Origin of the sequence: Micromonospora sp. NPDC048063 (assembly GCF_043202855.1) — a bacterium.
In the GTDB taxonomy this organism is placed as follows: domain Bacteria; phylum Actinomycetota; class Actinomycetes; order Mycobacteriales; family Micromonosporaceae; genus Micromonospora.
The window spans coordinates 1015774-1038949 of the sequence record NZ_JBIDBG010000001.1 but is presented as its reverse complement, the minus strand read 5'-3'; the positions used below and the strand labels follow the sequence as shown (position 1 = coordinate 1038949).

Here is a 23176-nt window from a genome sequence, read left to right as displayed (position 1 = left end):
GTGCCCGGCTCCGGGCGGTCAGGCTTGATCCCTGCGCCGGGCACGGCGGGCCACACCCCGTCGGTGGTCGCGCGCCGTCCGTGCCTGGATGTCCGTTGTGCGTACGGCTGTCGCGAAGCGTCCGCAGAGCGCCGGTGAGGCGTCGGCGTGGGGGCGGGCTGCGAGGTGACGACCCGTCGACCCGCTGTTGACAGGTCCGGTGGGTCTGATGACGTGGGCCCTGTCGAGCTGCCCCATCTGTGGGACCACCCGTCACACCAGGCTCGATCACCTGCCGCGGCACGTGTGCCCCATCTGTGAGGGCAGCTCGACAGCGGCCGGGCGATGGCACCCGTGGGGTCCGGTTCGGGGTGTGACCGGGGGCATCGTGGGGGCGGAATCGTGGCGGGGGCGGGGTCGTTACACCCTGCGTACGGCCGAGCAAGACCACCCCCGTCCCCCGGCGGGCTGGCGTGCGGGCCCCCGGAATGTTGGTGGGCCGCCGGTCGTTACACATGGTCCCGGCCGATGAAGGGGCGACCCCCTCGCCCCGCGACACGGGCCGCTCCCGGTCTCCAGAGGGCCGGTCTGATTCTTCCCGGCGCGTGACGCGCCGGATCCCCTTGAGTTTCTTTGAGCGCCGGACGGTGCTTGCACCCTCGCTGAACCCCCTTCGGCGTGTGGTGCCAACCCCCGAATGGAGCATCCTGATGAACACGATCCTGCGTAAGAGCGTTCTTGGTGTTGCTGGTCTGGCTTTTGCCGGTGGTGTGTTCGCCGGTCCGGCTGCTGCTCACGCCGCCCCGACGGTCGAGTCGGGTAAGCCCGTGGCGGTGGCGGTGCAGGCTGACAAGCCGGCCGTGGACAAGTCGAAGCTGATCCCGCATGGCGTGCAGGGCGCGCAGTCGCGCATCGACCTGACCGACGAGCAGGTCGCCAACGCCAAGGCGATCATCGCGGCGACGAAGAAGGCCGGGATGGACGAGCGGGCCGCGGTGGTGTCGATCGCGACGGCGTTGCAGGAGTCGAAGCTGGAGAACCTGGGTCATCTGGGTGACCGCAACGACCACGACTCGCAGGGCCTGTTCCAGCAGCGCCCGTCCTCGGGTTGGGGCACGGTGGAGCAGATCACCGACCCCGAGTACTCGACCACGGCGTTCCTGAAGGGCCTGAAGCAGGTCGACGGGTGGCAGGACATGCCCCTGACCGAGGCCGCGCAGACGGTGCAGGTGTCGGCGTACCCGGACCACTACGCCCAGTGGGAGCAGCAGGCCGCCGACCTCGTCGCCGAACACTGGAACAGCTGACACACAGACATTCACCACAAGGGGGATCGCTGGCCGGCACCCGACACGGGCGCCGGCCAGCGGCACATCTCCACCCGACATCGCCCCGCCCCCTGAGCCGATCCGGCTCGGGGGCGGCGCTGTCTGCGTACGCCAGTGGCGACGTCGCGGGCGCGGACGGTGACCGTCGGGTGGTGATCGGGGGCTCGGGTCGCGGCCGGGGTGCGGGCTGGCCTAGTGTGCGAGGGGTCGACGGTGTTCGGGCCGGGGGAGGGGGTGTCGCGGGTGGGTCTGCGGACCTTCATCGAGGGCTGGCCGGTCTACCGGCAGCTCACCGGCACCGACCCGCTGGGCCGGGGCGCCGCCGCGCAGTCGGCGCGCTCGGCCGGGCTGACGGCGCGCACCGAGACCGCCGACCGGATGGCCCGCTCGGTCTGCCCCTACTGCGCGGTCGGCTGCGGGCAGCGCGTGTACGTCAAGGACGAGCAGGTCACCCAGATCGAGGGCGACCCGGACAGCCCGATCTCCCGGGGCCGCCTCTGCCCGAAGGGCTCGGCCAGCAGGAGCCTGGTCACCAGCCCGCTGCGGCAGACGAAGGTCCGCTACCGGCGCCCCTACGGCACCGAGTGGGAGGACCTGGATCTCGACGTCGCGGTCGACATGATCGCCGACCGGATCCTCGCCGCCCGCGCCGAGACGTGGGAGGACGTCGACCCCCAGGGCCGGCCACTCAACCGCACGCTGGGGATCTCCAGCCTGGGCGGGGCGACGCTGGACAACGAGGAGAACTACCTCATCAAGAAGCTGTTCACGGCGATGGGGGCGCTCCAGATCGAGAACCAGGCGCGCATTTGACACTCCGCCACCGTCCCCGGTCTGGGGGCCAGCTTCGGTCGCGGTGGCGCGACGGACTTCCAGCAGGACGTCGCCAACGCTGACGTCATCGTCATCCAGGGCTCGAACATGGCCGAGGCCCACCCGGTGGGCTTCCAGTGGGTGATGGAGGCCAAGCGGCGCGGCGCCAGGGTGTTCCACGTCGACCCGCGGTTCACCCGCACCAGCGCGCTGGCCGACACCTACCTGCCGATCCGCGCGGGCTCCGACATCGCGCTGCTCGGCGGGGTGGTGCGGTACATCCTGGAGAACGAGCTGGACTTCCGGGAGTACGTGCTGGCCTACACGAACGCCGCGACGATCGTCAGCGACCAGTTCGTCGACGCCGAGGACGGCGACGGTTTCTTCTCCGGCTTCGACCCGGAGACCGGCAGCTACGTGCAGGACTCCTGGCAGTACGCGGGCCACGAGACCGACTCCGGCAGCGGGCACACCGCCAAGGATCGGGACAGCGCGGCCGGGCTGCTCCACGAGTCGCACGGCGCGCAGGTGAGCGGCCGGGTGGAGCGGGACGAGACGTTGCAGCATCCGCGCTGCGTCTACCAGATCCTCAGGCGGCACTTCGCCCGCTACACGCCGGAGATGGTGGAGCGGGTCTGCGGCATCCCGCAGGAGAGGTTCCTGGAGCTGGCCCGGGCGTGGGCGGAGAACTCCGGCCGCGAGCGCACCGGCGTGCTGATCTACTCGGTCGGGTGGACGCAGCACAGCGTCGGCGTGCAGTACATCCGCACCGGCGCGATCATCCAGCTGCTGCTGGGCAACATGGGCCGCCCCGGCGGGGGGATCCTGGCCCTGCGCGGGCACGCCAGCATCCAGGGCTCCACCGACATCCCGACGCTGTACAACCTGCTCCCCGGCTACCTGCCGATGCCGCGCGCCGAGCACACCACCTTCCCGCGGTGGGTGGACAGCTTCCGCCGCCCCGGCCAGAAGGGCTCCTGGGGCGACGCCGGCGCGTACGCGGCCAGCCTGCTCAAGGCGTACTGGGGGGACGCGGCGACGCCGGAGAACGACTTCTGCTACGGGTACCTGCCCCGGATGACGGGCGATCACGGGACGTACCAGCAGGTGCTGAACATGATCGACGGGAAGGTGAGGGGCTACTTCCTGCTCGGGCAGAACCCGGCGGTCGGCTCGGCGCACGGCCGCGCCCAGCGGCTGGGCATGGCGAACCTGGACTGGCTGGTGGTCCGCGACCTGTTCATGATCGAGAGCGCCACGTTCTGGCGCAACGGCCCGGAGGTGGCCGCGGGCGAGATCGTGCCGACCGAGTGCAGGACGGAGGTGTTCTTCCTGCCGGCCGCGTCGCACGTGGAGAAGGAGGGCACCTTCACCCAGACCCAGCGGCTGCTGCAGTGGCGGGAGAAGGCCGTCGACCCGCCGGGCGACGCCCGCTCCGAGCTGTGGTTCTTCTACCACCTGGGGCGCCGGCTGCGGGAGAAGCTGGCCGGCTCCGACCTGCCGCGTGACCGGGCGCTGCTCGACCTGGCCTGGGACTATCCCACGCACGGTCCGCACGCCGAGCCGAGCGCCGAGGCGGTGCTGCGCGAGATCAACGGGTACGACGTGGCGACGGGCCGTCCGCTGTCCACGTTCACCGAGGCCCGCGCCGACGGTTCGACCGCCGTCGGCTGCTGGATCTACTCCGGCGTGTACGCCGACGGCGTCAACCAGGCGGCCCGGCGCAAGCCTCGGCACGAGCAGGACTGGGTGGCTGCCGAGTGGGGCTGGGCCTGGCCGGCCAACCGGCGCACCCTCTACAACCGCGCCTCCGCCGACCCGCAGGGCCGGCCGTGGAGCGAGCGGAAGAAGTATGTCTGGTGGGACCCGGACGCCGGGGAGTGGACCGGCTACGACGTGCCGGACTTCGAGAAGACGAAGCCGCCGACGTACCGGCCGCCGGAGGGCGCGGCCGGCCCGGAGGGGATCGCCGGCGACGACCCGTTCGTCATGCAGGGCGACGGGAAGGGCTGGCTGTACGCGCCCAGCGGGGTGCTCGACGGTCCGCTGCCGACGCACTACGAGCCGGCCGAGTCGCCGGTGCGCAACCCGCTCTACCGCCAGCAGGCCAACCCCACCCGCAAGGTGTACGCGCACCCCGTGAACTCGGTGAACCCGAGCCCGCCGCAGGAGCACAGCGGAGTCTTCCCGTACGTGTTCACGGTCAGCCGGCTCACCGAGCACCACACGGCGGGCGGGATGAGCCGTACGGTGCGGACCCTGGCGGAGCTGCAACCGGAGATGTTCGTGGAGGTGTCGCCGGAGGTGGCGGCCGAGCGGGGCCTGGCGCACCTGGGTTGGGCGCACCTGGTCAGTGGGCGGGCGGTGATCGAGGCGAAGGTTCTGGTCACCGACCGGCTGGCCCCGCTGCGGGTGGACGGCCGGGTGATCCACCAGGTGTGGCTGCCGTACCACTTCGGGTTCGAGGGCCTGGTGACGGGCGACTCGGCCAACGACCTGTTCGGGATCACGCTGGACCCGAACGTGCTCATCCAGGAGAGCAAGGTCGGCACCTGCGACGTGCGCCCGGGGCGGCGGCCCACTGGGGCGGCCCTGCGGGATCTGGTGGCGGACTACCGGCGGCGGGCGGGTATCGTCCCCGGCCATCCGCCCTCGACCCTCACGCCGGGGGCGTTTCCGGCGCCGGCCCCCACCGACGGCGCCGGGGAGGACCGTGATGCTTCCTGACCCGAACAGCCTGTCCGGGCCGCTCGATCCCGCCCCGGACGCGGGCTGGGTCGACCCCCCGCCCCGGATGGGCTTCTTCACCGACACCAGCGTCTGCATCGGCTGCAAGGCGTGCGAGGTGGCCTGCAAGGAGTGGAACGACGTTCCCGGTTCGGGGCTGGACCTGCTCGGCATGTCGTACGACAACACCGGCGCGCTGACCGCGAACTCGTGGCGGCACGTGGCGTTCGTCGAGCAGCCCCGCCCGGCCGGGCACCGCGGGCCGCCGTTCGCCGGTGCGGCGACGGCCGGTCGGGGCGCCGGGCCGGAGTTCCTGGGCATGCCCGGGGCGCAGCCGCCGGGGCGGGCCGGTGGCGCGGAGGGGCGCAGCGATTTCCGCTGGCTGATGATGTCCGACGTCTGCAAGCACTGCACCCACGCGGCCTGCCTGGATGTCTGCCCCACCGGGGCGCTGTTCCGCACCGAGTTCGGCACGGTGGTGGTGCAGGAGGACATCTGCAACGGCTGCGGCTACTGCATCTCCGCCTGCCCCTACGGCGTCATCGACCAGCGCAAGGGCGACGGCCGGGCGTGGAAGTGCACGTTGTGCTACGACCGGATCGGCGCCGGGAAGATTCCCGCCTGCGCGCAGGCGTGCCCGACGGAGTCCATCCAGTACGGTCCCCTCGACGAGCTGCGGGAGCGGGCCGCCGCCCGGGTGGCGACCCTGCACGAGCGCGGCGTCACCGAGGCGCGGCTCTACGGGCACGACCCCGACGACGGGGTCGGCGGCGACGGCGCGTTCTTCCTGCTGCTCGACGAGCCCGAGGTGTACGGCCTGCCCCCGGACCCGGTGGTCACCACCCGGGACCTGCCGAGGATGTGGAAGCGGGCCGGCCTGGCGGCCCTGGCCATGGCGGCGGCGGCCGTCGCCGCGTTCGTCGGAGGTTCCTCTTGAGTCCGGACCGCCCGGTGGGCGACCTGTTCCGTCGCTTCCGCGATCGCCTCGACGCCGGCGTTCCCGGCGGACCGGCCGGCCCCGGCGATGTCGCTGGCGGCTCGGCAGGGGCGCCACCCGGCGGGTCCGGCGCGCCGGCGTCGACCCGTGCGCCCGGACGGAACCGGCGGCGGGGCGGCGGCCGGCGCGGCGGCGAGGAGCTGACCGTCCCGGAGGCCCAGTTCACCTCCTACTACGGCCGGCCGATCCTCAAGGCGCCAGTCTGGAAATGGGACATCGCGGCGTACCTGTTCACCGGCGGGCTGGCCGCCGGCTCGTCGCTGCTCGCGGCGGGTGGGCAGCTCACCGGCCGTCCCGCGCTGCGGCGGGCCGGCCGGGTCACGTCGCTGGTGGCGGTGACCGCCAGCGCCGTCTTCCTGGTCAAGGACCTGGGGCGGCCGGCCCGGTTCCACCACATGCTGCGGGTGGCCAAGCCGACCTCGCCGATGTCCGTGGGCACCTGGATCCTCAGCGCGTTCGGCCCGGCCGCCGGGATCGCGGCGGTCGCCGAGGGCGCGGCGTGGCTGCCCGAGCGGGGGCCGCTCGGGCTCGCACGTCGGCTGCTGCCGCCGGTGGGGCACGCCGCCGGGCTGGCCGCCGCGGCGACCGCGCCGGCGCTGGCCACGTACACCGGTGTGTTGCTGGCCGACACGGCCGTGCCGTCCTGGCACGAGGCGTATCCGGAGCTGCCGACCGTCTTCGCGGGCAGCGCGCTGGCCAGCGGCGCCGGCGTGGGGCTGATCGCCGCGCCGACCGCGCAGGCCGGCCCCGCCCGCCGGATGGCGGTGGCGGGCGCCGCCCTGGAACTGTTCGGCTCGCACCGGGTGGAGACCCGGCTCGGGCTGCTCAGCGAGCCCTACCGCACCGGGCGGCCCGGCCGGCTGCTGCGCGCCGGGCGGGCCCTGACCGCGGCCGGGGTGGCCGGCGCGCTGCTCGGCCGGCGCAGCCGGGCGGTCTCCGCCCTGTCCGGGGCGGCCCTGCTGGCCGCGTCGGTGGCCACCCGGTTCGGCATCTTCTACGGCGGCGTCGCCTCGGCGAAGGATCCGAAGTACACGGTGGTGCCGCAGCGGGAACGCCTCGACCGGCGGCGCGCCGCCGAGGGCTGACGCCCCACCGTTCACGCCCACCCGGCCTGTGGTTCACTGCTGCGTGGAGGCGTTCAGGCGGCTGGTGCCCCTCCCGGTCTTCAAAACCGGTGTGGCCCGGGACCCGGGTCAGGCGGGTTCGATTCCCGTCCGTCTCCGCCAAACTGCCGGAAGAGGGGGCATGGGGGACGTCGCAGCCGATCCGCGCCGGCGGGTGCCGCGCACCGACGCGCTGCTCGCCGACCCCCGGCTGACCGCGGCGGCGCAGACCCTCGGGCGGGACCGCGTCAAGGCCGCCGTGCGGCGGGCGCAGGAGCGGGCCCGCCGCGGCGAGATCACCCCCGATGCCGTATGCGACGCCGCGCTGGCCGCCCTGCCGGCGCCCGCGCCCCGGGCCGTGCTCAACGCCACCGGGGTGGTGCTGCACACCAACCTGGGCCGGGCCGCGCTGTCGCCCGCCGCCGTCGCGGCGGTCACCGCCGCCGCCGGACACACCGACGTCGAACTGGACCTGCGCACCGGCCGGCGGACCCGGCGCGGCCGCGACGCCCTCGACGCCCTCGCCGCCGCGGTGCCCGCCGCCGGCGCGGTGCACGTGGTCAACAACGGCGCCGCCGCGCTGGTGCTCGCCGCCACCGCGCTCGCCGCCGACGCCGAGATCGTGGTCAGCCGGGGCGAGCTGGTGGAGATCGGCGACGGGTTCCGCCTGCCCGAGCTGCTGGAGAGCACCGGCGCGCGGCTGCGTGAGGTGGGCACCACCAACCGCACCACGCTCGACGACTACGCCGCCGCGCTCGGCCCGCGGACCGGCTTCGTGTTGAAGGTGCACCCGTCGAACTTCCGGGTCACCGGCTTCACCTCGGCGGTGCCGGTGCGGCGGCTGGCCTCCCTCGGCGTGCCGGTGGTCGCCGACATCGGCTCGGGGCTGCTCGCCCCCGACCCGCTGCTGCCCGACGAGCCCGACGCGGCCGGCACCCTGCGGGCCGGGGCGGCCCTGGTCACCGCCAGCGGCGACAAGCTGCTCGGCGGGCCGCAGGCGGGGCTGCTGCTCGGTGCCGCCGACCTGGTCGAACGGCTGCGCCGGCACCCCCTCGCCCGGGCGCTGCGGGTGGACAAGCTGACCCTGGCCGCGCTCGCGGCCACCCTCGCCGACCCGGTCACGCCCACGTGGGCCGCGTTGCACGCCGACCCCGGCGCGCTGCGGGAGCGTACCGAGCGGCTGCGTGACGCCCTCGCGGCCGACGGGTGCAAGGCGGAGGTGGTGCGGGCCGGCGCGGTCGTCGGCGGCGGCGGCGCGCCGGGCGTGGAGCTGGACTCGTGGGCGCTGAGCCTGCCCGAGCGGTACGCGGAGCCGCTGCGCGTGGGCGACCCGCCCGTGCTCGGCCGGGTCGTCCGCAGGCGGCTGCTGGTGGACCTGCGCTGCGTGCCCGCCGACGCCGACGCCGCCGTCCGCGCCGCCGTGCTGCGGGTGTCGGGGGACGGCTGAGCCGTGTTCGTGGTGGCCACCGCCGGGCACGTCGACCACGGCAAGTCGACCCTGGTCCGGGCGCTGACGGGGATGGAACCCGACCGGTGGGCGGAGGAGCGCCGCCGGGGCCTGACCATCGACCTCGGCTTCGCCTGGAGCACCATGCCGTCGGGCGGGACGGTCGCGTTCGTCGACGTGCCGGGGCACGAGCGCTTCGTGCCGAACATGCTCGCCGGCGTCGGCCCGGTGCCCGCCGCGCTGGTCGTGGTCGCCGCCGACGAGGGCTGGATGCCGCAGTCGGCCGAGCACCTGGCCGCGCTGCACGCGCTCGGAGTGTCGTACGGCCTGCTGGTGGTGACCCGCGCGGACCTGGCGGACCCGGGGCCGGCGGCGGCCCGGGCCCGGGCCGAGCTGGCGGCCACCTCCCTCGGCGCGGTCGACACGGTGGCGGTCAGCGCGGTGACCGGCGCCGGCCTGCCGGAGCTGCGCGCGGCCCTGGACCGGCTCGCGGCCCGGCTGCCCGCCCCGGCGGCGGACGCCCCGGTGCGGTTGTGGGTGGACCGCGCGTTCACCGTGCGCGGCGCCGGCACGGTGGTCACCGGCACCCTCGGCGCCGGCCGGCTACGGGTGGGCGACGAGCTGGAACTCGCCGCCACCGGCGAGCCGGTGCGGGTGCGTGGCCTGCACCGCCTCGGCGAGGCCCGGTCGGAGGTCACCGCGGTCGCCCGGGTGGCGGTCAACCTGCGCGGTACGCCCCGGGGCCGGGTCGGCCGCGGCGACGCCCTGCTCACCCCGGGCCGGTTCCACCGCACCGACCTGCTGGACGTCCGGCTGGCCGGCGACCCCGCGGCGGAGCTGCCCGCCACCCTGACCCTGCACGTCGGCGCGGCGGCGGTGCCCGCCCGGGTGCGGCCGCTGGGCGCGGACACCGTCCGGCTGCGGCTGGCCCGGCCGCTGCCGCTGCTGGTCGGCGACCGGGCGCTGCTGCGCGACCCGGGCCGGCACCACGTGGCCGGCGGCGTGACCGTGCTGGACGTCGCGCCGCCGCCACTGACCCGCCGGGGCGCGGCGGCTGCCCGCGCGGCCGTGCTGGCGACCGTGGACGGCCGGCCCGACCTGGCCGGCGAGCTGCGCCGCCGGGGCCTGGCCCGCGCCGCCGACCTGGTCCGCACCGGCGTCGAGGTGACCGGGCGGCCCGTCGTGGGGGACTGGCTGGCCGACCCGGAGCACTGGCGGCGGCTCGGCGCCCGGCTGGGCGGGGAGGTGGCCCGGCACGCCCGGGAGCACCCGCTGGAGCCGGGCGCCCCGGTGGAGCTGCTGCGGCAGCGCCTCGACCTGCCCGACCGGGCGCTGGTCGAGGCGCTGGTCCGGCCGCCGCTGCGGCTGCACGCCGGCCGGGTCACCGCGGCCGCCGCCGACGCGCTGCCGGAGCCGGTGGCCCGCGCCGTCGCCCGGCTCCGCGCCGAGTACGCCCACCGCCCGTTCCGGGCCCCCGAGGCCGAACGCCTGGCGGACCTGGGGCTGGGGCCCCGGGAGATCGGCGCGGCGGTGCGGGCCGGTGCACTGCTGCGGCTCGCCGAGAACGTGGTGCTGCTGCCCGGCGCGGTCGACGAGGCCGTGCGGGTGCTGGCCGGGCTGCCGCAGCCGTTCACGCTCAGCGCCGCCCGGCAGGCGTTGGACACCACCCGCCGCGTCGCCGTGCCGCTGCTGGAGTTGCTGGACCGCCGGGGCGCCACCCGGCGGCTGCCCGACGACGCCCGGGTCGTGGTCGCGGCGCCGTCCTGAAGCCGCCCCGGCGGGGCGGGCGGTCGCCTAGCGTGGCGCCATGGACCCTTCCGCGGTCTGGCGGGACAAGCAGCACAAATGGCGGATCGAGGCATACCGGGCCCCGGACCTGCGCTTCGCGATCTTCGCGACGAACGGCACCACCGAGTCGGCGCCGCTGTGGCTGTTCGGGATGTCGGCGCTGGCACGGTGGCTGATGACGCACAAGATCTCCCTCGACGACCTGGAGGTCGACTGACATGGGGGCACCGCTCGGGCAGCTCGCGCTGGTAGCCGTGCTGGTGCTCGTCAACGCCGCCCTGTCGGGCAGCGAGATGGCGCTCGTGACGCTGCGCGAGGGGCAGGTGCGGCAGCTGGGTCGGCGTAGCCGTTCCGGGGAGCGGCTGGCGCGGCTGGTCCGCGACCCCAACCGCTACCTGGCCACCATCCAGCTCGGCATCACCCTCGCCGGGTTCCTCGCCTCCGCCGCCGCCGCGGTCTCGCTGGCCGAGCCGCTGGTCGGGCCGCTGGGCTTCCTCGGCGAAGCCGCGCGGGGCGCCGCGGTCGTCCTGGTCACCGTGCTGCTCACCTTCGTCACCCTGGTCGTCGGCGAGCTGGCCCCGAAGCGGCTGGCGATGCAGCGCGCGGAGCGGTGGGGGCTGCTCAGCGCCGGCCCGCTGGACCTGCTGGCCGGGGTGTCCCGACCGGCGGTCTGGTTGCTGAGCAAGGCCACCGACGTGGTGGTGCGGCTCGCCGGCGGGGACCCGCGGGCCAGCCGTACGGAGATGACCGAGGAGGAGCTGCGGGAGATCGTGGTCAGCCAGCGGGGCCTGTCCGCGCAGCAGCGGGAGATCCTCACCGGCGCGTTCGACATCGCCGGCCGGACGCTGCGGGAGATCCTCGTCCCCCGGTTGGACGTGACCGTGCTCCCCGCGACCCTGCCCGCCGACGAGGGGCTGCGCCGGCTCGCCGCCGCCGGCCGGTCCCGTGCCCCCGTCGTCGGGCCCGGGGGGCTGGACGAGGTGCGCGGCGTGGTGCATATCCGGGACCTCGTCGCGGCGGGCGCGGCGGCGGTCGGCGACCGGGCGCGCCCGCCGCTGCTGCTGCCCGGCACCCTGCCGGTGTCCGACGCGCTGCGCCGGCTGCGGCTGTGCCACCAGCAGCTCGCCCTGGTCGTCGACGAGCACGGCGGGGTCGACGGCCTGGTGACCCTGGAGGACCTGCTGGCGGAGGTGGTGGGGGAGCTGTACGACGAGACCGACCGGGACGTGACCGGGGTGGCCCGGGAGCCGGACGGCTCGCTGCTGCTGCCCGGCGACTTCCCGTTGCACGACCTGGCCGATGTCGGGGTGCGGCTGCACTTCCGGCCGTCGCGGGAGTACACGACGGTGGCCGGGCTGGTGCTGGCCGGGCTGGGGCACCTGCCGACCGGGCCCGGGGAGACGGTGCATCTGCCGGGGCTGACCGTCGAGGTGGTGGAGGTGTCCGGCAGGACGATCCGCCGGGTCCGGCTGCGGGGCGTCGCCACCGGGGCGTGACCCGGGGCCGCCACGGTCGGGTGAACCCGGACGAACCGGCCACGCCGGGCGTGGGGCGGGCGTACCGTCCGGTACGTGAAGGACCGAGGGATGCGGACGTTCGTCACCGTGCTGGCCGGGCTCGCGGTGATCTACTTCGGCACCACCGGCCGCAGCGAGGAGGACGGTCGCGGCGTGTCGGGCGGGCTCGTGGTGCTCGCGCTGCTGGCGGCGCTGCTGGTGTGGAACCTGACGAAGCCGGGCGACAAGCCGGCCAAGTGAGCCCGGCCTCACCGCCCGGCGGCGCGGGCGACCTCGCCGGCGGACTCCTCGCCGAGCGACACCCGCACCAGCGCCGAGGCGAGCCTGCCGAAGTCGGCCGGCCCGACCAGCCCGGCCAGCTTGTCCGGTGAGCGGGGCAGGCCGAGCCGCTCCGCGCCGGACAGGGCACGGCGGTCGGCGTACGGGCGCAGGTCCGGCCAGACCACCTGTGCCTCGCGCAGGAAGATGTCGGCGCCGGTCGGACCGATGCCGGGGAACTCGGTCAGCAGCCGGCGCAGCGCGGGCGGCTCGCCGTCGGCCTCGCGGTGCAGCCGGCGCAGGTCGCCCCGCCAGCGGTCCAGGCACAGCCGGGCGCCGGTGCCGAGCATCGTCGAAGTCCGCTCGTCGTAGCGGCGGTAGTGGCCCCGGCCCAGCGCGTCGACGCGGTCCTGCCAGCTCGCCGCCTCCATCGCCTGCGGGGTCCGGTAGCCGGCGGCGAACAGCTCCCGGGCGGCCGACACCGCGACGCAGGCCCGGATCCGGGTGCTCAGCAGCGTGGCGAGCACCAGCAACTGGTAGAGCGGGGCGGGCCGGTCGGCGAGCCGGATGCCCGCCTCCTCGGCGTACGTGGTGCCCCGCCGGTCCAGCAGGACCCGCGCCATCCTCCGGTCGTCGCCCATCCTCGGGGTGTACCCGCTGGGTGCCGGGTCAGCCCTGCGACCGTCCGCCCGGGCCGGCATGTCACCCACGGCGCCGGGTAACCGAGGTGGGACACGGTCCAACCCCGGAAGGAGAAGACCCGTGGTGAATCCGCAGCAGGAGGAACTGCGCCGCAACGACAAGGGCGCCACCAGCCAGTACAGCAAGGTCCCGAGCCCTGGCGGCCATCCGCGCAACCGAGGCTCGTCCGGCGGCGACGAGGGCCGGCCGGTGCCCCGGGGGCAGGTCTCCCCGTACGGCCCGGCGATGGAGCCGGTCGCCGACGACGAGAGCGCCCGGGGCTAACGACCGCGGCCCGACACGGGCGGCCGCAGCCGGTTCCAGGTGGCTGCGGCCGCCATGCCGTACGCGACGTGCGGTACGATGTCGGCGATCCAGTCCGACCGGCGCCAGCGGCGCGGGTCGGTCACCCCCAGCAGGGCCATCGACCCGTCGGACATCGTCATGACGCCGCCGCCGAGCACCCCGGTGGCCAGGGCCAGCGGCATCCGACGGCCGCGGGCCAGCACGGCGTAGCCGACGCCGGCCGCGATGCCCATCCCGTAGCCGAGCAGGGGCCCGAGGCCCGAGCGGCGGTTCACCGCCCGGTCCTCGGGCCCCAGATCCACGTGCGCCGCCCCGGCCAGCCGCCCGGCGGTGGTCTCCGGGGTGCTGCTCGCCGGCCTCGCGCGCAGCACCATGTCCAGGTAGCTGACCACGTTCAGGGCGGCGCTGCCGACGGCGCCGGCGATCGCCCCGTCGGCCAGGTGCGACGCCCTCACTTCGGGTCGCCCGGTTCACGCTCGCCCTTGGGACCGTAGACCCGCTCACCGCGGACGACGCCCCGCTGCCCGCGATCGGACTGCAGGATCCGGTTCGCCACGTCGTTCGCCTTGCGGTCCGACACCCGCCGTCCCGAATCGTCGATCACGTCACGGATGCGCGCCCGCTGCTTGTCGTACGCGTTGCTGCCCGGCCGTGGTCCTGGCATCACTGCCTCCTCCGGTCGTCCTCGCCGTTGGCGTACCGCGGTCGTCTACCCGCCTGCGGCGGGGCCAACCCGGCTCAGCGGGGCGCGTGGACGACGGCGACCGGGCAGTCGGCGTGGTGCAGCACGGACTGGCTCACCGAGCCGAGCAGCAGCCCCGTCAGTTCGCCGCGGCCCTGCCGGCCCACCACGAGCAGCTGGGCCCGCCGGGACGCCTCGGCGAGCACGGTGGTGGGGCGGCCCCGCACGGTCTCCCGGCTGACCGGCACGTCCGGCCACCGCTCGGTCAGCCCGGACAGCGACTCGGCCACCACCCGCTCCTCCTCGGAGCGCAGCTCGGTGTCGTCGTACACCAGGGGTTGCATGTCGCCCGGCGCGGTGGACGTCGGGTGCCGGTAGGCGTGCAGCGCGACCAGCGGGGCGTCGCGGACCGACGCCTCCTCGACGGCGAACTCCACGGCGAGCCGGGACGTCTCGGAGCCGTCGACCCCGACCACGACGGGGCCGTCCGGGCGGTCGGTGCCCCGGGCGACGAGCACGGGGCAGTCGGCGTGCGAGGCGACCTGCACCGCGACGGAGCCGACCACCAGGGCGGAGAACCCGCCGAGCCCCCGGTCGCCCAGCACGATCATCGCGGCGGCCGGCGACTCGCCGAGCAGCACCGCGGCGGCCTCCCCGTCGATGATCTCGCCGGAGACGCGCAGCCCGGGCACGGTCGCCTCGGCCTCGGTGGTCGCGGCGGCGACGAGCTGCTCCGCCTGGTGTCGCAGGCCGGCGCCGGGCGGGGCGGCGGCGGGCGCGTCCACCGGCACGCGCAGCAGCGGCCAGATGAACCCGTGCACGATCCGCAGCGGCCGGTTCCGGCGGGCCGCCTCGACGGCGGCCAGCCGTACGGCGCGCAGCGCCGCCTCCGAGCCGTCCACGCCGACGACCACCGCCGCGCCGTTCGCCGAGTTCACCGCCCACCTCCCGCCGGTTCCCGGCCAGTATCGCGGCCGGTGCCCGGTCGGCGAGGCGATACCGCCCAGGACGACCGGTGGGTACGCTGTCGACGACCGCCGGGGAGGGAGCGTCGTCGATGGTGGAGCCGGACCAGCCGAGCACCGCGCGAATGATCGATTTCTGGCTCGGCGGGGAGCACCACTTCCCGGTCGACGTGGCGGCGGCCCGCGCCTTCGAGCAGGCGTACGGGCCCTGCGCGCCGGTCTTCCGGGAGCTGCGGGCCTTCCTGGGCCGGGCGGTCCGGGCGATGGTCGCGGAGGGCGTGGACAGCTTCCTGGTCTTCGGCGCGGGGGTGCCCACCATGGGCAACGTGCACGAGGTCGCCCCCGACGCCACCGTGCTCTACACCGACGTCGACCCGGTCACCATCCGCCTCGGCCAGCGGCTGCTCGCCGGCAGCGACCGGGCCGGCTACGGCTACGGCGACGCCACCGACATCGGCACGGTGGACCGCGCCCAGCTGCACCGGTTCGTGCCGGGGTGGGGGAGGAGGCCCGTCGGGGTGGTGTTCCTCGGCCTGGCCGCGTTCCTCGACGACGAGACCCTCGCGCGCACCCTCGACGAGCTCTACGAGGCGACGGCGCCGGGCAGCCTGCTGGCGGTCGACTTCGACACCGAGGAGCTGGCCGGCTACCCGGAGGCCCTCGCGATGATGGGTCCGGCGTTCCGGATGCGCCCGCCGGCCGCGTTCGCGCCGCTGCTCGGCCGCTGGACGCCCACCGCCGACGGCGTCGTGCCGATCACCCGGTGGCGTCCCGACGGCCCGCCGGCGCAGGTTCCGGACGCCTTCCACGGCGCGGTCGCCGTCCGCTCGGCCGGCTGACCGGCCCCGCCCGCCGTCCGCGCCGCCGCGAGGCCGCGCAGGGGCGGCAGCGTGCCGTCGGGTCGTCCGCCCGGGGCGGGTACGCCGCCCCCGCCGGCGTCGGGCCGCCCGGCCGCCCGGCGGCCGACGACACCTCCGTATGATGCTTGCCCTGCGGCAAGTATTTCCGGAGGATGATCGATGGTGGAGGCACCGGCCCAGGTCTCGCGTGCGTTGCGTGCGGCGCCGCCCGACCAGGTGGTGGAGGCGGCGGACCGGGCCATCCGGGCCGGCCTCGGCGCGTCCCGGACGGACGTGTTCATCGCCGACTACCGGATCAGCGGGCTGTGGCCGGTGCTGGACCCGGAGCTGCCCGACGGGGGCTTCCTCGCCTGCCGCAGCATGGCGCAGCGCTGCTTCAGCAGCCAGCAGCCGGTGACCGACGCCGACGACGAGGGGCGGTGCCGGCTCTACCTGCCGCTGTCGGTGTGGGGGGAGCGCCTCGGCGTGCTCCTGGTCGAGCTGCCGGCCCCGCTCGGCCCGGACACCGTCGACCGCGTCGCGGACATCGCCGGCGAGCTGGCGGTCGTCCTGCGGGCGGCGGACCGGGAGACCGACCGGTACCGCCGGGTGCGCCGGCGGGAGCGGCTCAGCATGGCCGCCGAGATGCAGTGGGAGCTGCTGCCGGGACGCAGCGTCAGCCACGGCGCGTTCGAGCTGGCCGGCCAGCTGGAGCCGGCGTACACGGTCGGCGGGGACCACTTCGACTGGTCGGTGGACGGTGACCGGCTCACGGCGACGGTGTTGAACGGCGCCGGCATCGGCCTCGCGGCGGCGCTGCTCACGGCGGTGACCGTGAACGCGCTGCGCAACGCCCGGCGCTCCGGGGGCAGCCTCGTCGAGCAGGCCGAGCTGGCCTCCGACACGGTCTTCTACCAGCATCGCGGGCGAAGGTACGTGGCCACGCTGCTGCTGGAACTGGACACCGTGACCGGTCGGGTGAGGGCGGTGGACGCCGGCTCCCCGCGCCTGCTGCGGCTGCGCGGCGGCACCGTCACGCCGATCACGCTGGAGCAGCAGCTGCCGCTGGGCATGTTCGCCGAGGCCCGCTACGACGTCCAGGAGTTCGACCTGGCGCCCGGGGACCGGATCTTCGTGGTCAGTGACGGCGTGTGGGCCGCCGATCCCGGCGACCGGGGGGCGTACGGCGAGCGGGCGATGGCGCGGGCGATGCGCGCCACGCGGCTGCAACCGCCGGCCGAGGCGGTTGGTACGGTGATGCGCGAACTGCACGCCTGGCATGCGGACGCGGATCTCCGCGACGACGCGGTCGTGGTCTGCCTGGACTGGCGTGGCGCGGGTGGCCGGGGCGACGGGTGAGGCTCCTCGCCGCACCGGCCGGGCACGAGCGGGACGATCGCAGGGGACACCTGGTGGAGCGACCTCCGAATCTCGCCGCGGCGATCGACGCCGCCGCCGAGGCGCTCGTCGGTGTGCTCGACTCCGCCGCGTCCCGGCACCAGATGGCCGTCTCGCCGACGCAGTTGCGCGTGTTGTCGCTGATCAGCAGCCGGCCGGAGACCAACGTCAACGGCCTGGCCGAGTTGTTGGACGTCGTGCCGTCCTCGGCGAGCCGGCTCTGCGACCGGCTGGAGGCCACCGGCCTGCTGCGCCGGGTGGCCGACCCCCGGGACCGGCGGGAGGTGCGGCTGGTGCCGACCGCCGCCGCCGAGACGCTGCTGCGCGAGTTGAAGGAGCGCCGGCACCGGGCGGTGCAGGCGGTGCTGGACCGGATGCCGGGCCGGGTACAGCACGACCTGCTACTGGCCCTGCGGGCGTTCGAGCAGGCCGCGACGGCGGAGCCGCAGTCGGACTCCTCGGCCCGTACCGCCTGACGACCTTCCCCGCGCGCCGCCCGTCCCGCCACCCAGCCGTCCGCTTCCCGCTAGTGTCCTAGGACGCCTTAGGGGTGGTGACTGCCCCGACGACACCCGGACAGCGTCGCCGGAACCGGATGCCTGAACCCCGGGAGGCGGCGGCGGGCCCGATATAGTGGCAGCGCAGTCAGCCGGCCCGCGATCACGTTGATCGCGGGCCGAGTCAGGCGGCGGTCCCGTACGGGGATCGCAGGGGGTGCCGGCGCCAGCCGGCCCGACAGCGCGCACGGAACTCCGCGGTGCCCGTCCTCGGCCGGGCGGTCGGAGCGTGTGGCGGAGGAGGTTCGGTGTCGCGTCGGCCGGCTCGCTCGGAACACGCGGAGGCCAGCGCCGACACGAGCGCACCGGCAGCGGGCGACCGTGTCCTGACGCTGCCGAACCTGATCAGCTTCGTCCGGCTGCTGGGCGTCCCGCTCTTCCTCTATCTCCTGCTCGTCGCGCACGCCGACGTGGCCGCGATCGTGGTGCTGGCCGTCGGCGGCACGACGGACTGGGTGGACGGGTGGGTCGCGCGCCGGATGCGCCAGGTCAGCCGGCTGGGGGAGCTGCTCGACCCGGCCGCCGACCGCCTCTACATCCTCGCCACCCTGGTCGGGTTCACCGCCCGGGGCGTGGTGCCCTGGCAGTTCACCGCGGCGCTGCTGGCCCGGGAGTTGCTCCTGCTGGGGTCGCTGGCGGTGCTGCGGCGGTACGGGTACGGCCCGCCGCCTGTGCACTACGTCGGCAAGACCGCGACGTTCCTGTTGCTGGCCGCCTTCCCGGTCCTGCTGCTCGCCGCGGCGGTTCCCGGTGCCGAGGCGGTGGCCGGGCCGATCGGTTGGGGGCTGGCCTGGTGGGGCCTGGTGCTCTACTGGGTGGCCGGCGCGATGTACGTGGTGCAGGCGAGCCGGCTGGTCAGGGCCGTGCGCGCCGAGGGAGCGTCGGCATGACGACGCCGGGCGAGGGGCGGGGACGGTCCGACCGGGTGTACGCCCCGGACTTCCTCACCGAGTTGTTCCGCAACCCGTTGGATCCGGGGTATGCCGACGCGGCGGCCCGGCGCCGGGAGCGGCAGGCCCCGCCGGCGGGGTGGCGGCACTGGTCGGCGCGGTCGGTGAGCCTGGTCCTGGCGGTGGTGCTGGGGTTCCTGTTCGCGGTCGCATACCGGCAGACGTTGGAGGCCGAGCCGGGGCGCAGCCAGGCCCGCTCCGGCCTGGTGGCGCAGATCAAGCAGCGGGAGAGCGAGACCGACCGGTTGTCGGAGCGGGCGGACCAGTTGCGGGCGGAGGTGGCGCGGCAGCGGGCCGCGGCGCTGGGCGGCTCGGAGGCGGCGCGGCTGCGCACCCTGGAGGCGGGCACGGGCCTGGGGCGGGTGCGGGGTGACGGCGTGGTGGTGCGGTTGGCGGACGCGCCGCAGAATCCGGACGCGGTGACGGGCGCGGACGTCGGTCCGTCCCGGGTGATCTACAGCGATCTGCAGGGGGTCGCCAACGACCTGTGGGCCGCCGGCGCGGAGGCGATCTCGATCAACGGGCAGCGGTTGACGGCGACGTCGACGATCCGGTCGGCGGGGCAGGCGATCCTGGTGGACTTCCGGCCGGTGACGGGGCCGTACGAGGTGTCGGCGATCGGGCCGGGGTCGATGCGGGACCGGTACGAGGACAGTCGCAGCGCGTTGACGATGCGGAAGGTGGCGGAGGACACCGGGTTGTCGTTCGCGGTGCGGGAGGCGGAGGACCTCACCCTGCCGGCCGCTCCGGAGCCGCGGCTACGCTACGCGGAGCCTCCGGCGAGCGCGAGTCCGTCGCCGTCGGGGGCGGACCGTTCCGCCAGTTCTCAGCCGTCCGGTTCGAGGACGTCTCCCAGCCCCTCCGGAGGTGGTCGATGATCGCGGTGCTGGCGTTGCTCGCCGGTGTGGTCCTCGGGGTCTGGCTCGACCCCACGGTTCCCGCGGGTTTGCAGCCGTATCTGCCGATCGCGGTGGTGGCGGCGTTGGACGCGGTGTTCGGTGGGGTGCGGGCGAAGCTCGACCGGATCTTCGACGACAAGCAGTTCGTGGTGTCGTTCATCTCCAACGTGCTGGTGGCGGGTCTGATCGTGTATCTGGGTGACCAGCTCGGGGTGGGTGGTCAGTTGTCCACGGGTGTGGTGGTCGTGCTCGGGGTGCGGATCTTCGGGAACGTGGCGGCGATCCGCCGGCACCTGTTCCGGGCGTAGGTTTGTGGCGATGAGCAGCGAGGAGCACACGGAGACGGGCACGGGTTGGCCGCAGCCGGCGGGGCCGGGGCGGCCGTCGGGTCCGGCGGGGGAGCCGGATCCGCGGCCGGACGCGCCGGATCCGGACGAGTTGAGTCCGTTGGCGCCGGAGCGGGCGGAGCCGCCCGTGGCGGAGCCGGACCGGTTCGACGAGGGCGCGACGGTGGACCTGAGCCGGGCTGGCGGTGAGGGGTCGGGCGGGTCGTCGCCGGAGGCGCTGGCGGCCGCAGGGTCGCCGTGGCGGCGGGTGAGTTCGGCCGGGGTGATGATCGCGGTGCTGCTGGCGTTGCTGGGGTTCACGCTGGTGGTGCAGTTGAAGACGACGTCGACGGATCCGACGGTGGCGGCGACGCGGCAGGAGGACCTGGTCCGGATCCTGTACGACCTGAATTCGCGGGAGGTCCGGCTGCGGCAGGACATCGCGGCGCTGGAGGAGAGTCAGCGGCAGTTGCGTTCGGGTGAGCAGGGGCGGCAGGCGGCGTTGGACGAGGCGACGCGGCGGGCCGACGAGTTGGGCATTCTGGCGGGGACGTTGCCGGCGACGGGTCCGGGGTTGACGGTGCGGTTCGAGGCTGGTGAGAAGCCGATCTCGGCGTCGCGGGTGTTGGACGCGGTGCAGGAGTTGCGGGGCGCCGGCGCGGAGGCGATGCAGATTTCCGGCGGTGACCGGGCGTCGGTGCGGATCATCGCGTCGACGTACTTTCTGGATGGGGAGAACGGGTCGTTGGTGGTGGACGGGCGTCGGTTGACGGGTCCGTTCACGATCACGGTGATCGGTGATCCGGCGACGATGCGTACGGCGTTGAACATTCCTGGCGGGGTGGTGGCGTCGGTGACGGGCGACGGCGGTAAGTTGATCGTTGAGGATCGTGAGGCTGCCGAGGTTTCGGCGCTGCACGCGCCGATCAAGCTGGAACACGCCCGTCCGGTCTCCTGACCGGCGCGGCTCGCACCGGTGGTGTCCGGTGCGTCGATGGTGAAGGACGCGTCTGGTGATTCCTGAGGATCTGCGGTATTCCGCCGAGCACGAGTGGGTGGCGGGTGACGGCGGCGGCCCGGTGCGGGTCGGCATCACCCACTTTGCGCAGGACGCCCTGGGTGACATCGTGTATGTCCAGCTGCCCGATGTCGGTGCGGTGGTGGCGGCGGGTGAGTCGTTGGGTGAGATCGAGTCGACGAAGAGTGTGTCGGAGATCTACGCCCCGCTCGGCGGTACGGTGGCGGCGCGCAACGAGGCGCTCGGCGACACCCCTGAGGTGATCAACACGGACCCGTACGGTGCGGGTTGGTTGGTGGAGATCACCCCGGACGATCCGGCGGCGGTCGAAGGGCTGCTGTCCGCGGACGCGTATCGTGAGCTCACCGAGAGCTGAGTGCGTCCCCTCCGGGCGTGGTGGTTGTGTCCGCGCGTCCGGTTGCCCTGCATTTCGGCGCTGGCTAGGCTCGCCCAGTCGACCGAGAACCCAATAGTTGAGCGTTGCGGAATTGCCTTTCCGGGCACGGGGAGCCAGCCGCCGGGTGTTCGAGTGCCCGGCGGCCAGACCCGCCATTACCCGACGCCGACCGAACAGATCCGTGAGGTGGTCCCATGACGCGCCCAGACGACGAGTTCCCCCCGCTCGACGTCACTTCGACGCTCAATCTCGGTTCGCTCGACGAAGTGCTGGAGGGGCCGGACACCGATGTGGTGCCGAGCCGGATGTCCGGTTCGTTGCCGCCGGGGATGGCGCTGCTGGTGGTTCGCCGGGGTCCGAACGCGGGTGCCCGGTTCCTTTTGGATCATGATGTGACGACGAGTGGCCGGCATCCGGACAGTGACATTTTCCTGGACGACGTGACGGTGTCGCGGCGGCACGCCGAGTTCCATCGTGACGGTGGGACGTTCACTGTGCGGGACGTGGGAAGCCTGAACGGCACGTACGTGAACCGGGAGCGGGTCGAGGCGGCCACGTTGAGCAACGGTGACGAGGTGCAGATCGGTAAGTTCCGGGTGGTGTTCATCGCCGGTCCGCGCCCGGAGGAGGAGGCCGGCCGGGGGTGAACGAGCCTGCGGCCTCCTCGCCGCCCGGGGCGGCGCGTGCCCGACCGTTGATGAGCATCGGTGAGGTGCTGGGTCAGCTGCGGGTGGATTTTCCGGACGTGACGATTTCGAAGTTGCGGTTTCTCGAGGCCGAGGGCCTGGTGGAGCCGCAGCGGACGGCGGCGGGTTACCGGAAGTACAGCTGGGACGATGTGGCGCGGTTGCGGTTCGTGCTGACCGCGCAGCGGGACCAGTATCTGCCTCTGCGGGTGATCCGTGATCAGTTGGCGCAGTGGGACGCGTCCGGGGAGTCGCCGGGTCGGCAGCGGCCGACGTTGGTGGCGGTGGGCCCGGGTGGCGAGGTGCCGGGGCGGGTGTCGGAGGAGCCGGCCGGGTCGCCGCAGGTGCGGCTCGGCCGGGCGGATCTGGTGGCGCGTAGTGGGATCGACGAGTCGACGTTGGGTGAGTTGGAGCGGCTCGGTGTGGTGGTGTCGGATCCGCCGGGTTGGTACGACGACGATGCGTTGATCATCGCGCGGGCGGTGGCGGGTCTGGCGGCGTACGGGTTGGAGCCGCGGCATCTGCGGGGTTACCGGACGGCGGCTGACCGGGAGGTCGGTTTGTTCGCGCAGTTGGTGGCGCCGTTGGCGCGGCAGAGCGATCCGGCGGCGCGGGCGCGGGCGGCGGAGACGGCGCGGGAGTTGGTGGCGTTGTCGCAGCAGTTGCACGCGGCGTTGGTGCGGGTGGGGTTGCGGTCGACGTTGGGTCGGTGATCCGGCCGGGGTCGTGGGGAAAGATCTGCCCCGGGAAGCGTGTCGTAGGCTTGCCGGGGTAACCCCTTTCTGGCGCGGGCGTGGTGCGGGTAGCGCATGGGACGGCCGTGTCGCGGTCCGTGTACCGTGCAGGGAAGGGCACGGTGCGGCGTAGGTGACAACGACACGGAGGCGGCGGTGCGCGAGCTGAGCGTGGTCGGAGTTCGGGTGGAGCTGCCCAGCAACCAGCCGATCGTCCTGCTCAGGGAGGTCGAGGGGGACCGCTATCTGCCGATCTGGATCGGCGCGGTCGAGGCGACGGCGATCGCTTACGAGCAGCAGGGGGTCAAGCCGGCCCGGCCGCTGACCCACGATCTTCTGCGGGACGTGTTGGCGGCGTTGAAGGCGCCGTTGCGGGCGGTGGAGATCACCGAGCTGAAGGAGAACGTCTTCTTCGCCGATCTGTTGATCGGTGACGGGGTGCGGGTGTCGGCCCGGCCGAGTGATTCCATCGCGTTGGCGTTGCGGGTCGGTGCGCCGATTCGTTGTGCGGAGGAGGTCCTCAGCGAGGCGGGGATCGTGATTCCCGACGAGCAGGAGGACGAGGTGGAGAAGTTCCGCGAGTTCCTGGAGCAGGTGCGTCCGGAGGACTTCGCCGGCTGAGTCCCGTGTCTTTCCGGGCGTCACGTTCGGTGATGTTCCGGCGCGGTGGGTGATCTTCGTTGTCGTGGCGCGGCGTGTCGCGCCGGTTCCTCCGGGGCAATCTCTGAAGGCGGCTATAGGGTTGCCGTGTCGAGGGGTGCACGTCCCGGAAACGACGTGT

Annotated in this window: 25 protein-coding genes and 1 tRNA gene; 22 read left to right on the top strand and 4 right to left on the bottom strand. The window is 74.4% G+C overall.

The window, feature by feature from the left end; genetic code table 11:
- Window positions 1-689 precede the first annotated feature (689 nt).
- From ACGFZ2_RS04700 to ACGFZ2_RS04655, 10 genes are all read left to right on the top strand, one after another.
- The gene (locus tag ACGFZ2_RS04700) at window positions 690-1286 is read left to right on the top strand and encodes a hypothetical protein (protein ID WP_393450161.1); all 597 of its coding nucleotides are present in this window, start codon (window positions 690-692) and stop codon (window positions 1284-1286) included.
- A gap of 264 nt (window positions 1287-1550) precedes the next feature.
- On the top strand, window positions 1551-4847 hold the full coding sequence (gene fdh, locus ACGFZ2_RS04695; RefSeq protein WP_393261710.1) for a formate dehydrogenase: 3297 nt from the start codon (window positions 1551-1553) through the stop codon (window positions 4845-4847).
- On the top strand, window positions 4837-5784 hold the full coding sequence (locus tag ACGFZ2_RS04690) for a 4Fe-4S dicluster domain-containing protein (RefSeq protein WP_393450158.1): 948 nt from the start codon (window positions 4837-4839) through the stop codon (window positions 5782-5784). Before fdh ends, ACGFZ2_RS04690 begins: the two co-directional genes overlap by 11 nt.
- Window positions 5781-6929 carry an NrfD/PsrC family molybdoenzyme membrane anchor subunit gene (nrfD, locus tag ACGFZ2_RS04685; RefSeq protein ID WP_393450155.1) on the top strand — a complete coding sequence of 383 codons (1149 nt, stop codon included), beginning with the start codon at window positions 5781-5783 and terminating at the stop codon, window positions 6927-6929. Before ACGFZ2_RS04690 ends, nrfD begins: the two co-directional genes overlap by 4 nt.
- Before the next feature lie 45 nt (window positions 6930-6974).
- A tRNA-Sec gene (locus ACGFZ2_RS04680) sits at window positions 6975-7070 on the top strand.
- Window positions 7071-7089: 19 nt separating this feature from the next.
- A complete protein-coding gene (gene selA, locus ACGFZ2_RS04675) occupies window positions 7090-8394 on the top strand; it encodes an L-seryl-tRNA(Sec) selenium transferase (RefSeq protein WP_393450152.1) in 1305 nt (434 codons plus the stop codon).
- A 3-nt stretch (window positions 8395-8397) separates the two neighbouring features.
- Window positions 8398-10161: a selenocysteine-specific translation elongation factor gene (selB, locus tag ACGFZ2_RS04670; protein WP_393261721.1), complete on the top strand. Its 1764-nt coding sequence runs from the start codon at window positions 8398-8400 to the stop codon at window positions 10159-10161.
- Window positions 10162-10201: 40 nt separating this feature from the next.
- Window positions 10202-10399 carry a hypothetical protein gene (locus ACGFZ2_RS04665; protein ID WP_350687479.1) on the top strand — a complete coding sequence of 66 codons (198 nt, stop codon included), beginning with the start codon at window positions 10202-10204 and terminating at the stop codon, window positions 10397-10399.
- Between the two features lies 1 nt (window position 10400).
- Window positions 10401-11678 carry a hemolysin family protein gene (locus ACGFZ2_RS04660; protein ID WP_393450149.1) on the top strand — a complete coding sequence of 426 codons (1278 nt, stop codon included), beginning with the start codon at window positions 10401-10403 and terminating at the stop codon, window positions 11676-11678.
- A gap of 75 nt (window positions 11679-11753) precedes the next feature.
- The gene (locus ACGFZ2_RS04655) at window positions 11754-11939 is read left to right on the top strand and encodes a hypothetical protein (RefSeq protein WP_350684010.1); all 186 of its coding nucleotides are present in this window, start codon (window positions 11754-11756) and stop codon (window positions 11937-11939) included.
- A gap of 8 nt (window positions 11940-11947) precedes the next feature.
- Here the strand turns inward: ACGFZ2_RS04655 and ACGFZ2_RS04650 are convergent, their stop codons facing one another.
- Window positions 11948-12598, bottom strand: coding sequence for a hypothetical protein (locus ACGFZ2_RS04650; RefSeq protein ID WP_393450146.1), 651 nt, complete (start codon window positions 12596-12598; stop codon window positions 11948-11950).
- A 121-nt stretch (window positions 12599-12719) separates the two neighbouring features.
- Here ACGFZ2_RS04650 and ACGFZ2_RS04645 point away from each other — a divergent pair, with 121 nt between their 5' ends.
- Complete coding sequence (locus tag ACGFZ2_RS04645; protein WP_393450143.1) at window positions 12720-12923, top strand: hypothetical protein; 204 nt, start codon at window positions 12720-12722, stop codon at window positions 12921-12923.
- Here ACGFZ2_RS04645 and ACGFZ2_RS04640 read toward each other — a convergent pair.
- From ACGFZ2_RS04640 to ACGFZ2_RS04630, 3 genes are all read right to left on the bottom strand, one after another.
- On the bottom strand, window positions 12920-13399 hold the full coding sequence (locus ACGFZ2_RS04640) for a hypothetical protein (RefSeq protein ID WP_393450140.1): 480 nt from the start codon (window positions 13397-13399) through the stop codon (window positions 12920-12922). The genes ACGFZ2_RS04645 and ACGFZ2_RS04640 overlap by 4 nt on opposite strands.
- Window positions 13396-13608, bottom strand: coding sequence for a phosphatidylethanolamine-binding protein (locus ACGFZ2_RS04635; RefSeq protein WP_350683982.1), 213 nt, complete (start codon window positions 13606-13608; stop codon window positions 13396-13398). The genes ACGFZ2_RS04640 and ACGFZ2_RS04635 overlap by 4 nt, the downstream gene beginning before the upstream one ends.
- 74 nt (window positions 13609-13682) lie before the next feature.
- A complete protein-coding gene (locus tag ACGFZ2_RS04630; protein ID WP_393261730.1) occupies window positions 13683-14564 on the bottom strand; it encodes a universal stress protein in 882 nt (293 codons plus the stop codon).
- A 77-nt stretch (window positions 14565-14641) separates the two neighbouring features.
- Between ACGFZ2_RS04630 and ACGFZ2_RS04625 the strand changes: the two genes are divergently transcribed.
- From ACGFZ2_RS04625 to ACGFZ2_RS04575, 11 genes are all read left to right on the top strand, one after another.
- Window positions 14642-15430: an SAM-dependent methyltransferase gene (locus tag ACGFZ2_RS04625; RefSeq protein ID WP_393261732.1), complete on the top strand. Its 789-nt coding sequence runs from the start codon at window positions 14642-14644 to the stop codon at window positions 15428-15430.
- Window positions 15431-15610: 180 nt separating this feature from the next.
- Window positions 15611-16789, top strand: a complete 1179-nt coding sequence (locus ACGFZ2_RS04620; protein ID WP_393450137.1) for a PP2C family protein-serine/threonine phosphatase — start codon at window positions 15611-15613, stop codon at window positions 16787-16789.
- A 53-nt stretch (window positions 16790-16842) separates the two neighbouring features.
- Window positions 16843-17304, top strand: a complete 462-nt coding sequence (locus tag ACGFZ2_RS04615) for a MarR family transcriptional regulator (RefSeq protein WP_393450134.1) — start codon at window positions 16843-16845, stop codon at window positions 17302-17304.
- A gap of 329 nt (window positions 17305-17633) precedes the next feature.
- A complete protein-coding gene (locus ACGFZ2_RS04610) occupies window positions 17634-18275 on the top strand; it encodes a CDP-alcohol phosphatidyltransferase family protein (protein WP_393261740.1) in 642 nt (213 codons plus the stop codon).
- Entirely contained in the window at window positions 18272-19213 is a 942-nt protein-coding gene (locus ACGFZ2_RS04605) for a DUF881 domain-containing protein (protein WP_393261742.1), read from the top strand. The genes ACGFZ2_RS04610 and ACGFZ2_RS04605 overlap by 4 nt, the downstream gene beginning before the upstream one ends.
- Entirely contained in the window at window positions 19210-19542 is a 333-nt protein-coding gene (locus ACGFZ2_RS04600) for a small basic family protein (RefSeq protein WP_091106953.1), read from the top strand. Before ACGFZ2_RS04605 ends, ACGFZ2_RS04600 begins: the two co-directional genes overlap by 4 nt.
- Before the next feature lie 10 nt (window positions 19543-19552).
- Entirely contained in the window at window positions 19553-20518 is a 966-nt protein-coding gene (locus ACGFZ2_RS04595; RefSeq protein WP_393450131.1) for a DUF881 domain-containing protein, read from the top strand.
- A 55-nt stretch (window positions 20519-20573) separates the two neighbouring features.
- Window positions 20574-20954 (top strand): glycine cleavage system protein GcvH, encoded by a 381-nt coding sequence (gcvH, locus tag ACGFZ2_RS04590; RefSeq protein ID WP_363707168.1) that lies wholly within the window; start codon window positions 20574-20576, stop codon window positions 20952-20954.
- Window positions 20955-21169: 215 nt separating this feature from the next.
- Window positions 21170-21622: an FHA domain-containing protein gene (locus ACGFZ2_RS04585; protein WP_007071101.1), complete on the top strand. Its 453-nt coding sequence runs from the start codon at window positions 21170-21172 to the stop codon at window positions 21620-21622.
- A 50-nt stretch (window positions 21623-21672) separates the two neighbouring features.
- Window positions 21673-22374, top strand: a complete 702-nt coding sequence (locus ACGFZ2_RS04580) for a MerR family transcriptional regulator (protein WP_350712558.1) — start codon at window positions 21673-21675, stop codon at window positions 22372-22374.
- A 177-nt stretch (window positions 22375-22551) separates the two neighbouring features.
- Complete coding sequence (locus ACGFZ2_RS04575; protein WP_131299495.1) at window positions 22552-23016, top strand: bifunctional nuclease family protein; 465 nt, start codon at window positions 22552-22554, stop codon at window positions 23014-23016.
- Window positions 23017-23176: the final 160 nt, after the last annotated feature.